This is a genomic window from Sphingomonas sp. MJ1 (PH-R8) (genome assembly GCF_048058635.1).
Taxonomy (GTDB): Bacteria; Pseudomonadota; Alphaproteobacteria; order Sphingomonadales; family Sphingomonadaceae; genus Sphingomonas.
In genome coordinates, this window is the sequence record NZ_JBBEFX010000001.1 from 109547 (window position 1) to 122752 (window position 13206).

Genomic DNA, 13206 nt, shown 5'->3' on the forward strand with positions numbered 1-13206 from the left:
GCCGAACAAGCAATGGGGGGTCCGGCAATGGCCGGCTATGTAACGATCGTGGTTCGGGGGTTCGCGAAGTGATGGAGTTCCCGATCCTGTCGGTGATGCTGGCGGTCCCCGCGATCGCGGCCATCGCCTGCCTGTTCGTCAAGGCGGAGGCGGCGCGCTGGATCGCGCTCCTCGCCACCCTGATCGACTTTGCGCTGGGCATCCTGCTGTGGGCGTCGTTCGACGTCGGCGGCGCCCAGTGGCAGTTCGTGGAAGGCCCGATCAACGTCGGCGGCTTTAACTGGGCGCTCGGCATCGACGGCTTCTCGCTGCTGCTGATCATGCTCAGCGTCTTCCTGATGCCGATCTGCATCGGCGCCAGCTGGAAGTCGGTGACGGATCGCGTGCCGGAATACATGGCCGCCTTCTGCCTTACCGAGGTGCTGATGATCGGCACCTTCGCGGCGCAGGACCTGCTGCTGTTCTACATCTTCTTCGAAGGTGGCCTGATCCCGATGTACCTCATCATCGGCATCTGGGGCGGGGCGAACCGCATCTACGCGTCGTACAAGTTCTTCCTGTACACGCTGCTCGGCTCGGTGCTGATGCTGATCGCGATGATCTACATGCGTTCGGTTGCCGGCACGACCGACATCCCAACGCTGATGGCGTACGACTTCCCGCCGCAGGTCCAGACCTGGCTGTGGCTGGCGTTCTTCGCATCGTTCGCGGTCAAGATGCCGATGTGGCCGGTCCACACCTGGCTTCCGGACGCGCACGTGCAGGCGCCGACCGCGGGCTCGGTCATCCTGGCGGGCGTGCTGCTGAAGCTTGGCGGCTACGGCTTCCTGCGCTTCTCGCTGCCGATGTTCCCGGACGCCTCGGGCGATCTCGCCTGGCTGGTGTTCCTGCTCTCGGCCATCGCGGTGGTCTACACCTCGCTGGTCGCGCTGGTGCAGTCGGACATGAAGAAGCTGATCGCCTATTCGTCGGTCGCGCACATGGCGATCGTGACCATCGGCCTGTTCGCCTTCAACCGGCAGGGCATCGAAGGCGCGATGATCATGATGCTCAGCCACGGCCTGGTGTCGGGCGCGCTGTTCCTGTGCGTGGGCGTCATCTACGACCGCCTGCACACCCGTGAGATCGCCCGCTACGGCGGTCTGGCGGAAAACATGCCGCGCTACGCCGTGTTCTTCCTGTTCTTCACCATGGCGTCGATCGGCCTGCCGGGGACCAGCGGCTTCGTCGCCGAGTTCCTCAGCCTCGCCGGCCTCTACCAGGTGTCGACCTGGGCGGCGCTGATCTGCACCACCAGCATCATCCTGGGCGCTGCCTACATGCTCTACCTCTATCGCCGGGTCGCCTATGGCCCGCTCGACAAGGAAGACGTGCGGGCGATGCCGGACCTGTCGGTGCGCGAGATCGCGCTGCTGGCACCGGTCGCGGCCGTGGCGCTCTGGATGGGTGTCTATCCGGAAAGCTTCATGGCGCCGATGCGCAACGACGTCACCACGCTGCTGGCCCGCATCGAACGTGCGACCCCGGCCAGCGATTCCCGACCCACCCCCGGCAACCCCGAAGCGGCTGCGGCCGCGGCGGCTGAGCACGGCGGCGAAGCGGCGCACGGCGCCCCTGCACACTCCGAGGCGCACTGATGAGCTACGCATCCCAACTCGCGACCACCCTGCCGGAGCTCGTGCTCGCGGCCGGCGCGATCGTGCTGATGCTCGTCGCCGCCTGGGGCGGGCAGCGCTCGACCCGCGCGGTCAGCATCGCCTCCGTCTTCGTCCTGGTGGGCGCGGGCATCGCCCTCATCGGCCCGGCCTCGTCGGGGACGACGGCGTTCGGCGGCATGTACCGTGCCGACGCCTTCGCGGCGTACGCGAAGGTGCTGATCTACGCCGCCTCGGCGATCGCGATCATGGTCGCTCCGCGCTTCTTCGCGCAAACGGCCGGCGATAACCTGAAGCCCGAATATCCGATCCTCATCCTGCTCTCGTGCACCGGCATGGGCATGATGGTGTCGGCGGGCGACATGCTGCTGCTCTACGTCGGTCTCGAGCTGCAGAGCCTTGCGGCGTACGTCCTGGCCAGCTTCATGCGCCGCGACACGCGCTCGGCCGAAGCGGGCCTGAAGTACTTCGTCCTCGGCGCGCTTGCCTCGGGCATCCTGCTCTACGGCATCAGCCTGGTGTACGGCTTCAGCGGCACGACCCTGTTCGTCGACATTGCCCAGGCCTACGCCGGGGACGTCGGCGGCGATCGTTCGCTCGGCCTGCTGTTCGGCCTGGTGTTCGTGTTCGCGGGCATCGCGTTCAAGATGTCGGCCGTGCCGTTCCACATGTGGACCCCGGACGTGTACGAGGGCGCACCGACCCCGGTCACCGCCTTCTTCGCCTCGGCGCCCAAGGTGGCGGCCATCGGCCTCGGCATGCGTGTCGCGGTCGAGGCGATGGGCCCGGCGACCGCCGACTGGCGCCAGATCGTGATCTTCGCCTCGCTCGCGTCGATCGTGCTCGGTGCGGTCGCGGCGATCGGCCAGACCAACATCAAGCGCCTGCTCGCCTATTCGTCGATCAACAACGTCGGCTTCGCGCTCGTCGGCCTCGCTGCCGGTACGCCGGAGGGCGTCGCCTCGGTGCTGTTCTACATGGCGATCTACATCGTCATGACGCTCGGCTCCTTCCTGGTGGTGCTGCAGATGCGCGACGTGGCGGGTCGTCCGATCGAGACCATTGCGGGCTTCGCCGGCCTGTCGCGCTCGCATCCGGGCCTCGCCGCTGCGCTCGCGATCATGATGTTCTCGCTCGCAGGCATCCCGCCGCTGCTCGGCTTCAATGCCAAGCTGGAGGTGTTCAACGCCGCGGTGCAGGCCGACCTGTTCGTGCTGGCGGTGGTTGCGGTGATCGGCTCGGTGCCGGGCGCTTATTACTACCTCCGCATCGTCAAGACGCTCTACTTCGACGCACCGGCAGAGGGCGTTGCCGTCCGCACCGATCGCTTCGAGGGCGGCCTGCTCGCGGCGAGCGCCGTGTTCATCTCGCCGGTGGGCTGGTTCCTGCTCGCCCCGCTCGGCGCCTGGACCATGACGGCGGCACGGTCGCTGTTCTGACGACCATCCGCGTCGTTGCGGAGACCGGCTCCACCAACGCCGACCTGTTGGCGTTGGCTGGGGCCGGTCTCGCATCCGAAGGCCTGTGGCTGCGTGCCGAGCGCCAGACCGCCGGCCGCGGCCGCCTCGGCCGCCCTTGGGTGTCGCCTCCCGGCAATTGCTACGCCAGCACGGTCGTGTGCCTGCGCCCCACCGATCCCCCGGCATCCACGCTCGCCTTCGTGGCAGCCGTCGCGCTGGATGAGGCGGTGCGCGTCTACCTTCCGCAAGCGGGGGGGCTCGCGCTCAAATGGCCCAACGACCTGCTGGTCGACGGCGCCAAGCTTTCGGGCATGCTGCTGGAACGGGCAGGGGACATCGTCGTGATCGGCATCGGCGTCAATCTCGCCCACCATCCCGATCTTGCCGACCGCGCCACCACCAGCCTCGCCGCCCAGGGCGCCCAGGTCGCACCCGACGCCTTCCTGGAGACGCTGGCGGAAGGCTTCGCGCGCTGGCTCGGCCGCTGGCGGGGGGAGGGGCTCGCGCCCGTCCGCCAGCGCTGGCTCGATCGCGCCCATCCGCTCGGCACCGCGCTCACCGCGCGCCTGCCCGACGGCGGCAGCGTCACCGGGCTGTTCGACGGGCTCGATTCCGACGGAGCGTTGCTGCTGCGCTTGGCCGATGGCACGCGCCATGCCATGCACGCAGGCGACGTGCTGCTGGCCTGATCGCCCGCGCGCCCGCCACGAACCAAAGGGTAGAAGCCGCCATGCTGCTCGCGATCGACGCCGGCAACACCAACATCGTGTTCGCGCTGATGGAAGGCGAGACCATCCACGCGCGCTGGCGCATCGCGACCGATCCCCGGCGGACCGCCGACGAATACGCCGTGTGGCTTAGCCAGTTGCTCGCGCTGGAGGGGCACCAGCGCTCCGACGTGGACGGGGTGATGATCGGCACCGTAGTCCCGCGCGCGCTCCACAACCTCCAGGTGCTCGCCCGCAAATATTTCGGGACGGAGCCGGTGATCGCCGGCAGCCCCGCCGCCCCCTGGGGCTTCCCCCTCGACGTGGACGAGCCGCAGAACCTGGGCGCGGACCGCGCGCTCAACGTCATCGCCGCCCATGCCGAGCATCCCGGCGACCTGATCGTCATCGACTTCGGCACCGCCACCACCTTCGACGTGGTCGACTTCCGCGGTGCCTACAAGGGCGGCATCATCGCCCCCGGCATCAACCTCTCGCTCGACGCGCTGGTGACCGCCGCCGCCAAGCTGCCCCGGATCGCGATCGAGGCGCCCGCGGATTCCACCGTGATCGGCCGCAACACCGTCAGCCAGATGCACATCGGCATCTATTGGGGCTATGTCGCGATGATCGAGGGGCTGGTCGCCCGCCTGAAGCAGGAGATCGGCCGCCCCGTGAAGGTGATCGCGACCGGCGGCCTCGCCATCCTGTTCGAACAGCGCACCCCGGTGTTCGACGTGGTGGAGGCGGACCTCACCTTGCGAGGGCTGGCGATGCTGTGGGCAAGAACCCATATAGCCGCCAAAGCCTGAAGAGATTTTGCAAAGTGGTACCGGCACGGCCGGGCCCCTCGTCGCGGGATGGCGGCGAGTTACCTGAAGAAAGAACCCAGTGACTCCCGGAAACGAACTTCTTTTTGTCGCGCTCGGCGGATCGGGCGAGATCGGCATGAACGTCAATCTGTACGGCACCCAGGGCAAGTGGGTGATGGTCGATTGCGGCATCACCTTTGCCGATCCGGCCTATCCCGGCATCGACGTGATGCTGCCCGACCTCCAGTTCATCGAGGATCGCCTGGACGACCTCGTCGGCATCGTCATCACCCACGGGCATGAGGATCACATCGGCGGGCTGCCCTACCTCGCCGCCGACCTCGACGTGCCGATCTACGCCACGCCGTTCACGGCCGGCCTGATCCGCGGCAAGCTCGAGGAAGAGGGCATCGCCGACACCGTCGAGCTCAAGGTGATCGAGCGCGCCGGCAGCTTCCGTGCGGGCCCGTTCGGCTTCCGCTTCGTGCCGCTCGCCCACTCGATCCCGGAGGCGAACGCGCTCCTGATCGACACGCCGCACGGCCGCGTGTTTCACACCGGCGACTGGAAACTGGACAAGACCACCCTGGTCGGCGCAGCCTCCACCCCGGCGGAGCTGGAAGCGATCGGCGACGAAGGCGTCTTCGCGCTGGTCTGCGATTCCACCAACGTCCTCAACGACACCGCCTCGGGTTCCGAGGATGACGTCTATGCCGGGCTGCTCGACACGGTCGCCAGCGCGCGCGGCCGCGTCATGGTCACCACCTTCGCCTCCAACGCCGCACGCCTCTCGACGCTGGGCAAGGTCGCACAGGAAACCGGCCGCGCCGTCTGCGTCGCCGGCCGCTCGCTCGACCGCATCCTGCGCGTCGCGCGTGCCACCGGCTACCTCACCGACTTCCCGGCGACCGTCGACTTCGATACCGCCATGTCGATGCCCCGCAACGAGGTGCTGATCATCGCCACCGGCGGGCAGGGCGAACCGCGCGCGGCCCTCGCCCGCGTGGCCGACGGCAGCCACCAGATCAGCCTGGAGCAGGGCGACCGCGTCGTCTTCTCCTCCAAGCAGATCCCCGGCAACGAAGTCGCGATCGGCCGCATCATGAACGCGCTCGCGACCAAGGGCGTGGAGATGATCACCGATCGTCAGGCCCACGTCCACGTCTCCGGCCACCCGGGGCGTCCGGAACTCGCCGCCATGTACAAGTGGATCCGCCCGGACCTCGTCGTCCCCGTCCATGGCGAAGCGCGCCACCTGGCCGAGCACACCCGTTTCGCGTTGGCGCAGGGTGTGCCGGATGCGATCACCCAGCAGAACGGCGATATCCTGCGCCTCGCGCCCGGCGATCCGCGCCGCATCGGCCATGCCGTGGTCGGCCGCTTGGCCCTCGACGGCGACGTGATCCTGCCGGCGGACGGCAACACCATCAACGAGCGCCGCCGCATCTCGCAATATGGCCAGATGTCGGTCGCGGTCGCGATCGACCGTCGTGGTAATCTTGTCGGCAACGCCGTGGTGCGCGCCCAGGGCGTGCCGGTCGAGGACGAGCGCGATCCCTTCCTGGAGGAAGCCGCCGACGCCGCCGAGGCCGCGGTGCGCAAGGGCGGTCGCGACCGCGAGAAGCTGCGCGAGCAGCTTCGCCTGGCGGTGCGTCGCGTCGCGACCCGCTGGACCGGCAAGAAGCCGATTGTGGACGTCCTCCTGATCGAGGCCTGAGGGACATGCGCTGGCAGTCGGCATTGGCGATCTACCTGCTGTTCTGGGTGCTCAGCGCATTCCTCGTCCTGCCGTTCGGCATGCGCACGGCCGAGGAGGCGGGCCACGCCCACGTCCCCGGCCAGGCCGAAAGCGCGCCTGCCCAATTCGCCCCGGGCAGGATCGCGCTCCGCACCACGATCGTCTCGCTCGTGCTCTTCGGGGCCTTCTACCTCAACTACATCTATGGCTGGCTGACCCCGGAGAACCTCGACTTCTTCGGTTAGTCGAGGATGGCGGCGGCCCCGCGTGGATCGGACCACCGCGTACCGCCCGAAACCGTGCTCCTGCGAAGGCAGGAGCCCAGAGCCACAAGCGGCGCGCTTCATAACCCTGGGCTCCTGCCTGCGCAGGAGCACGGTGTGACGCGAGCAAGGGGGGTAATGCTGCAGCACATTTCGCCGCAACCGGCCCCCACCTGGACCCCGGCCTCCGCCGGGGTACGATCACGGGGCAGGGTGTGGCCAAAGCCGAACCCCCGCAACTAACCACCGCCCAACCCCAAAGCTCAACCGTACCCCGGCGAAGGCCGGGGCCCAGTTGCGACGCGGCCCGATATCCGCGGCCCCCCTCGCCACCAGCGCTATCGACGCACCCCCACTGCGACTAAGCTCCGCCCCATGACGGCACCGCACCCCCTCGACCTTCCAGCCCTTTCCGCGCTCAACGGCCGCCACGCGCGCTTCGCTGTGGTCCAGGGCACAGCCCGCCGCTACCATCCCGCCTATGGCGTCTTCGCCGCGCTCGCGGACGATGCGGAGCGCAGCCTCGCCAACCTTGCCGCGCTGGTGACCGAGCATGGCGACGTGGCACTGCTCCAGCCGGACGCGCCTCCACCGATCCCCGGCCTCGCGGTCGCGTCCCAGGACCTCGGCGTCCAGATGGTGGCAACCCACATCACCGACGCGAGCGCACCCGACGCCACGCCCATCGCACTCGGCGACGCCGACGCGCCCGAGATGCTCGCGCTCGCGACCCTCACCGAACCCGGCCCGTTCTTCGAAAAAACCCACCAGCTCGGCCGCTTCGTCGGCATCCGCCAGGACGGCCGCCTCGTGGCCATGGCCGGCGAGCGCATGCAGCCCGACGGCTTCACGGAGGTAAGCGGCGTCTGCACCCACCCCGATCATCGCGGCCGCGGCTACGCCGCCGCGCTGATGCGCCGCGTCGCCACGGGCATCCTGCATCGCGGCGACACGCCGTTCCTCCACGCCTATGCCAGCAACCAGGCCGCGATCGCCCTCTACGAACGCCTGGGCTTCCGCCACCGCCGCGAAATCCTGATGACGCGCCTCACCGCTGCCTGATCCGCCCGCGCTTGCCATTCCGCCGCCCCATGTTGGATGATCGCCCGATGGCCCATCTCCGCGCGACCGCTCCGCTGGCAGCCCTGCTGCTGCTCTCCGCCCCCGCGGCCCATGCACAATCGCCGGCAAAGCCGTTCGACGCCACGACCGCCTGGACGTCCTTCGAAACCCTGCTGCGGGAGCGCTACGGCTATTTCGACCGGCCCGGCATCGACGGCAACGCCATCCTCTCCACCTTCTCCGAACAGGCCCGCCGCGCCCCTGACGACAAGGCCTTCATCGACACGCTCCAGCTGGTCGCGCACAACTTCGCCGACCCGCATTTCGTCGTCGGCCCGCTCGACCTGGACGACTGGGCCGTCATTCCGACCGCGTCGGACCTGTTCGGGAGCTATGATGGCACCGCGTTCCGGATCGTCGAAGTGCGCGCCGACAGCGACGCGCTCGCCAAGGACCTGAAGCCCGGCATGATCGTGCGGGCCCTGGACGGCCGGTCACCACGCGAGGCGATCGAGGCCATCACCGGCCGACCCTTTGCGACGCTCGCCCCGGCCCAGGTCGACTTCGCCTTCAACATGGCGCTCGCCGGCACTCGCCGGCGCCCCCGCACGCTGGAGCTCGTCGACGGGCGTCACCGCCGCAGCGTCGCCCTGGCCGCCACCACCGATCAGGCGAAGAGGGTGCAAGAAGGCCCGCTGCTCAGCGTAGAGCGGCAGGGCACGCTCGGTATCCTCCGCATCCACAATTCGCTCGGCGATCAGGCATTGATCGCGCAATTCTCGCAGGCGCTGGCAAGCCTCGCCGACACCACCACGCTGCTGATCGACCTGCGCAACACGCCTAGCGGCGGCAACACCAGCGTCGCGCGCGGCATCCTCGGCCATTTCGTCGATCACGAGCGGCCCTATCAGGTGCACGTCATCCCCTTTGAGTCGCGGGTACTCGGGCCGCCGCGCCGGTTCGCAGAATACGTCGCCCCCTTCGGCGCGCGCTACGCCGGCAAGGTTTATGTCGCCGGCGGCCGCTGGACGGGCAGCATGGGGGAGGGGCTGATGATCGGCTTCGACGCGATCGGCGCCACCACCGTGGGCAGCGATCTAGGCGACCTGCTCGGCGCGCTGAGCAACGAGACGATCGACGGCTCCGCGGCCAAAGTCGACCTCGGCACCGAGCAGCTCTTCACGGTCGATGGCCTCCCGCGCGAAGCCTATCGTCCCCGCCTCTACCTTCCCCGTGCCGAGCGCGACGGCCGCCACGATCCGGTGCTGGCGGCTATCGGGCGCTAGGCGGCTCCCGCCCCGGCTGCGCGTCGAGCTGGCGGACCAGCGCGTCGAACAGGTCGTCGGCGGGCGGCTCGAAGGCTGCGTCCAGCATGGTGCCGACCGCTTCCTGCGCCACCTCCGGCGCGCGGGTGTCGCGGTGGCGCTCGAACAGCGCCTCGACCAGGAAGCGCGTTCCCTCCCGCGACTTGATGAGCGCGTCGGCGGGGAAGGCGAGCGCCTGGCGCACGCCCGCGACCGAGGAGGCGTTGCGCAGATTGTAGCGCGCGGACTGGACGATGTGCTGGATCACCTCGCGCCGCTCGACGGAGCCCAACTCCGTCACCACTGACAGCCGGTGCAGCGCATAGAGCCCCAGGACGGCCGACAGCAGGAAGAAGAATTCCCAATGCGCGATGCCGACGCCGAACAGCTCGGCGGTGCCGCTCGGGCTCGTCCAGTCGATCGACAGGTGCAGCTTGCGCGCCGCGAAGAACTCGGTCAGCCAGCCGCCGACGATCGGCGCACTGCCGGATGCCAGCGCGCCCACCAGCGCGTTCGTCGCCATGTAACTGGTGGCCGCGCCCGCCGGGCTCAGCTTGATGACGATGTTGCCGGCCGCGAGGCCGACGCCGGCCTGGGCGGCGCCCATCACCAGGTGCAGCGCCAGCAGATAGGCCGGTCGCGACAGCTCGCCGGTGAAGTCGTCGGCAAAGATCATCCCGGCGACGCACAGCAGGTAGAGGGGGGAGGCGACCGTCAGCACCGACTTGTTGGTGAACCGGTCGGACAGGCTCCCCCAGCCGCGCACCACCGCCGCATTGGCCAGCTGGCTCGCGACCGTCAGGGTGAGGACGAAGCCCACCGAAAAGCCCAACTCGCGCACGAAATAGACGGTGAAGAACGGCGTCGCCAGGTTCACCGCGAACTGCCAGCTGGCCAGGTAGCGCAGCACCGAGCGGAAGTTGCGATCGCGCAGTGGCCGCAGCAGCAGCCTTCGCAGCGATGGCCGCCCGCGCCGCCGTCCCATCCACGGCTCCGGCACCCGCGCCAGCGCCGCGGTGCTCGCCAGCCCGCACAGAAAGCCGATCAGGTACAGCGCCACATAGACGCGGTCGCCGCCCGCGTCCGATCGCCCCGCGCGTTGCAGCGCGAACGCTGCCAGCAGCGTCGCCACCGCCCCCACCACCGTTCCATAGAGGTTGCGGCGCGCGAAGAACGCCCCCAGCTGCTCTTCGGGCAGCAAGTCGCGCATCCAGCTGTTCCAGCTGCAGGCGCCCACCGCGTTCAGGCCGTAGTGGAGCAGTGCTGCGGCGACGAGCACGCCGACGGCGATGTTCCGGTCCGGGATCAGCGGAACCGCCGCATAGACCGGCAGTGCCAGCCGCGCGCCGAACACGCAGGCGACCGAGATCAGCCGCCGCCGCCGGACCCGCTCCACCAGGGTCACGGCCGGCGCCTGGAGCATCTGGGTCAGGAGCGGGATGGCCGCGATCACGCCGATCTCGATCTCGCTCGCCCCGATATGCAGCGCCAGTGCCAGCAGCACCACGCCGCTGTTGAGCGCGCCGATCGCGGTCGCAAAGGCGGCGTCGATCAGCAGGAAGCGCAAGCCGCGCTCGCGCGCTTCCGGCGAGATCGTCGCGCGGGGGGCCAGAATGGTACGCAGCACCGCAGAAGGCATCGGCAACACCCCGCCGGCTTTGACTTGCAGACCCGGCTAGAGCGGTGGGCGGCCCCAGAAGTTGCATCGCGGGCGCGATATCGGCCAGCGGCCAGGCGGCAACCCTGCCGCCGGAGGCTTTCCTACAGCGCCCGCCTCTGATCTGACTCGCCGGGCACACGTCCCGGCGGCGGCCTTCCGGCGCCGTCCGCCGGGGATGCGGGGAGAACGGTTCTTGGACTAACTTTCGACTAACTTCCCGCGAAGCGGCTCAGCCGCGCAGTCGTTCGATCGCCTGCGCAAGCGCGACGTAGAGCTTGCCCATGTCCGACGACAGCAGCGTCACGCCCAGCGGCGATCCGTCACGCAGCGTCAGGATCTGGCGCAGCATCGCCTCGAAGTCGTGGATGTAGCGGTTCACCTGCTCGCGGAAGCCCGCATCCTCGTCATAGAATTGGGCGATCTCGCGCGCCTGGGCGGAGTCGATCAGCTTGACGGCCCGGCGAGTAAAGACGCCGCGGTCGCCCTTCAGATACGCGGCCCAGGCGGCGTCGGTCACTTCCTGCGAGAAGGCCCGGGTGATGTCGATCGAGGCCGAATGCATCGCCTCGATCAGCAGCGACACCCGGCGTGCCAGCGTGTCGGTGTCGGATGCCTCACGCTCCGCCTCATGCTCGGCGAGGCGTGCTTCCATGGCGGCGCTGGTCTCCGCGATCTGGCCGAGCTGCTGCGCCAGCCGGTCGGAGGCGCGGTGCGCGGTCTCGACCGCCTTGGTCGCAGCCTCGCCGAGGGCTGCGACCTGCTGCACGACCGCCCGGTCGATCGCGCGCGAAAGCGCGGCGGCGCTTTCGGACTGGAGCCGCTTGGCCGCGGTCGGCACGATCCGGTCGAACGCGTTCTGCGCGTCCTCCGCAGTGCCGGTCGCGGTCGCGCGGATCTGTTCCAGCGCTTCGATCAGCTGGGGTGCCGCCTCCTCGGCGAAGCGCCGGGTGGTCGCGACCGTCGCATCGACGATGACATGGACCCCGTCCACGCGCTCGCGGCCCGTGTCCAACGTCTCGGCCATGGTACGTGCCGCGTCGTTCAGCGCCACGCGCTGGCCCTCGATCAGCGCGCCGACCTTTTCCACCGCCTGCTGCGTCGCCTCTGCGTCCTGCACCAGCGCGCGCACTTCCGGCGTGGTACCAGCGACGGCGCCCCGCGTGACGGCGAGCCGCTGGTCCAGCCGCTCGAGCGCCGCCGGCAGCGTCTCGTCCAGCTCGCGTGCCGATGCGTCTAGCGCCGTTAGCAGCCGCTCGGCCGTGATGATCACCTCCTGCGCGGTCGCATCGCCATTGCGCATCGCCGCGGTGGTCGAGCCCACCAGGTTGCGCAGCGCGTCGATCGCCGCCGCCAGTGCCTGGGCGCGCTCGGTGCCGGTCGCATGCAGCGTGGCAAAGCGCGCGTCGACGTCGTCGATGCCCTCGGCCAGGGTACGCACCAGCGCATCGCCTTCGCGGTGCCGCTCGTCCAGGGTCGCGCCAATCCGCGCCAGTCCCTCCTCGATGCGGGCAATGCGCGCGTCCAGCGCCTCGCCCCCCTCGCGCGCGGTGCGTTCGATCGCCAGATGCTCGCGCTGGAGCCGCTCGATCGCGGCGTCCCCTTCGGCGGCAAGTGCCGAGCGGGCGTTCTCGACCGCGCTGCCGGTCCGCTCCAGCACCGCCTCGATCATGTCGACCATGCTGCCCGCGACCGTTTCCAGCCGTGCGCCGGCAAAGTCGCCCGCTGCCTCGATCCGCGCGAGATGCTGCGCCAGCCGCTCGCTCGCTGCTCCCGCTTCGGTACCCGCGACGCGTCCATGCTCCCCCAGCTGCACCAGCCGGGTGTCGAGCTCGCCTGCCGAGCGCGTCGCCGCCTTGCCCGCGCGCTCTACCGCCTCGGCGATCTCGCTGATCTCGGTCCGGGCATCCGGCAGCGCCTGCACCAGCCGCTGCAATCGCTGCTCGGCCTCGCGCGCGGTGCCGCCCAGCAGGTCGGTGTGGCGCTTCAGCGCCTCGCTCTCCTGCGCCATCCCGCTGCGGATCACTGCCAGCCGCTCGCTGGCGTTGCCGGCGAGCGCCAGCAGCGTGTTCGCCTGTTCCGCCAGTTCGGCGCGATTCGCCGCCAGCCGCTCGGTGAGCGCCGCGACCGACTGTTCCAGGCGCTCGGACTCCTCGCGCAGGCCGCTCGCCACGTCGCCGAACCGCCGCGCTTCCGCCGCGCTGTTGCGCTGGAAGACCAGCCACAGGATCGCCAGCAGCATCGGCGGTACGCACAGCGCGGCCACGAAGCTCGCTACCTGCGGGGGGAAGGGGCCGCTCCCCAGCCAGGGCCCCGCCAGCGACACCATCAGCATCACCCACCCGAGCGCGAGCACCAGCACGGCGGCCGGCAACAGCCAGCGCTTCGCCGAGGGCGCTTCCGCTTCGGCCTCGTCCTGCACGGGTTCGAACGAGCGGCGCGTCTCGCCCGCATATGCCTGTACGTCTGGCGCCTGTTCGCCCGCGGTGCTGAAGCCGGAATCCATGGGGCGGGGCTGTAGCATTTATTGCGCCTGCGCAACACCGGC

Annotated in this window: 10 protein-coding genes; 8 read left to right on the forward strand and 2 right to left on the reverse strand. The window is 69.6% G+C overall.

Annotation, left to right across the window (positions count from 1 at the left end; all coding sequences use genetic code 11):
* Positions 1 to 68: 68 nt before the first annotated feature.
* The 8 genes from VPH46_RS00565 (at position 69) to VPH46_RS00600 (ending at position 8983) form a co-directional block, all read left to right on the forward strand.
* Positions 69 to 1637: an NADH-quinone oxidoreductase subunit M gene (locus tag VPH46_RS00565; RefSeq protein WP_416607910.1), complete on the forward strand. Its 1569-nt coding sequence runs from the start codon at positions 69 to 71 to the stop codon at positions 1635 to 1637.
* Complete coding sequence (gene nuoN / locus VPH46_RS00570; RefSeq protein ID WP_416607913.1) at positions 1637 to 3094, forward strand: NADH-quinone oxidoreductase subunit NuoN; 1458 nt, start codon at positions 1637 to 1639, stop codon at positions 3092 to 3094. Before VPH46_RS00565 ends, nuoN begins: the two co-directional genes overlap by 1 nt.
* A complete protein-coding gene (locus tag VPH46_RS00575) occupies positions 3091 to 3804 on the forward strand; it encodes a biotin--[acetyl-CoA-carboxylase] ligase (protein WP_416608333.1) in 714 nt (237 codons plus the stop codon). The genes nuoN and VPH46_RS00575 overlap by 4 nt, the downstream gene beginning before the upstream one ends.
* Before the next feature lie 41 nt (positions 3805 to 3845).
* The gene (locus VPH46_RS00580; RefSeq protein ID WP_416607915.1) at positions 3846 to 4634 is read left to right on the forward strand and encodes a type III pantothenate kinase; all 789 of its coding nucleotides are present in this window, start codon (positions 3846 to 3848) and stop codon (positions 4632 to 4634) included.
* A gap of 79 nt (positions 4635 to 4713) precedes the next feature.
* On the forward strand, positions 4714 to 6351 hold the full coding sequence (locus VPH46_RS00585; RefSeq protein WP_416607918.1) for a ribonuclease J: 1638 nt from the start codon (positions 4714 to 4716) through the stop codon (positions 6349 to 6351).
* A gap of 5 nt (positions 6352 to 6356) precedes the next feature.
* Positions 6357 to 6617 (forward strand): DUF1467 family protein, encoded by a 261-nt coding sequence (locus VPH46_RS00590; RefSeq protein WP_239434144.1) that lies wholly within the window; start codon positions 6357 to 6359, stop codon positions 6615 to 6617.
* A gap of 393 nt (positions 6618 to 7010) precedes the next feature.
* Positions 7011 to 7697 (forward strand): GNAT family N-acetyltransferase, encoded by a 687-nt coding sequence (locus tag VPH46_RS00595; protein ID WP_416607922.1) that lies wholly within the window; start codon positions 7011 to 7013, stop codon positions 7695 to 7697.
* A 47-nt stretch (positions 7698 to 7744) separates the two neighbouring features.
* Positions 7745 to 8983, forward strand: a complete 1239-nt coding sequence (locus VPH46_RS00600) for a S41 family peptidase (protein WP_416607925.1) — start codon at positions 7745 to 7747, stop codon at positions 8981 to 8983.
* Here VPH46_RS00600 and VPH46_RS00605 read toward each other — a convergent pair.
* Both VPH46_RS00605 and VPH46_RS00610 read right to left on the reverse strand, forming a co-directional pair.
* Complete coding sequence (locus VPH46_RS00605) at positions 8970 to 10628, reverse strand: MFS transporter (RefSeq protein WP_416607929.1); 1659 nt, start codon at positions 10626 to 10628, stop codon at positions 8970 to 8972. The two genes, VPH46_RS00600 and VPH46_RS00605, sit on opposite strands and share 14 nt — an antisense overlap.
* A 262-nt stretch (positions 10629 to 10890) precedes the next feature.
* Complete coding sequence (locus tag VPH46_RS00610; RefSeq protein WP_416607932.1) at positions 10891 to 13164, reverse strand: hypothetical protein; 2274 nt, start codon at positions 13162 to 13164, stop codon at positions 10891 to 10893.
* Positions 13165 to 13206 lie beyond the last annotated feature (42 nt).

What these genes read in the sequence shown, in the direction of transcription:
- nuoN (WP_416607913.1), top strand. Translation starts at nt 1,637, where the DNA reads ATGAGCTACGCATCCCAACTCGCGACCACCCTGCCGGAGCTCGTGCTC.
- VPH46_RS00580 (WP_416607915.1), top strand. Translation starts at nt 3,846, where the DNA reads ATGCTGCTCGCGATCGACGCCGGCAACACCAACATCGTGTTCGCGCTG.
- VPH46_RS00590 (WP_239434144.1), top strand. Translation starts at nt 6,357, where the DNA reads ATGCGCTGGCAGTCGGCATTGGCGATCTACCTGCTGTTCTGGGTGCTC.
- VPH46_RS00595 (WP_416607922.1), top strand. Translation starts at nt 7,011, where the DNA reads ATGACGGCACCGCACCCCCTCGACCTTCCAGCCCTTTCCGCGCTCAAC.
- VPH46_RS00600 (WP_416607925.1), top strand. Translation starts at nt 7,745, where the DNA reads ATGGCCCATCTCCGCGCGACCGCTCCGCTGGCAGCCCTGCTGCTGCTC.
- VPH46_RS00610 (WP_416607932.1), bottom strand. Translation starts at nt 13,164, where the DNA reads ATGGATTCCGGCTTCAGCACCGCGGGCGAACAGGCGCCAGACGTACAG.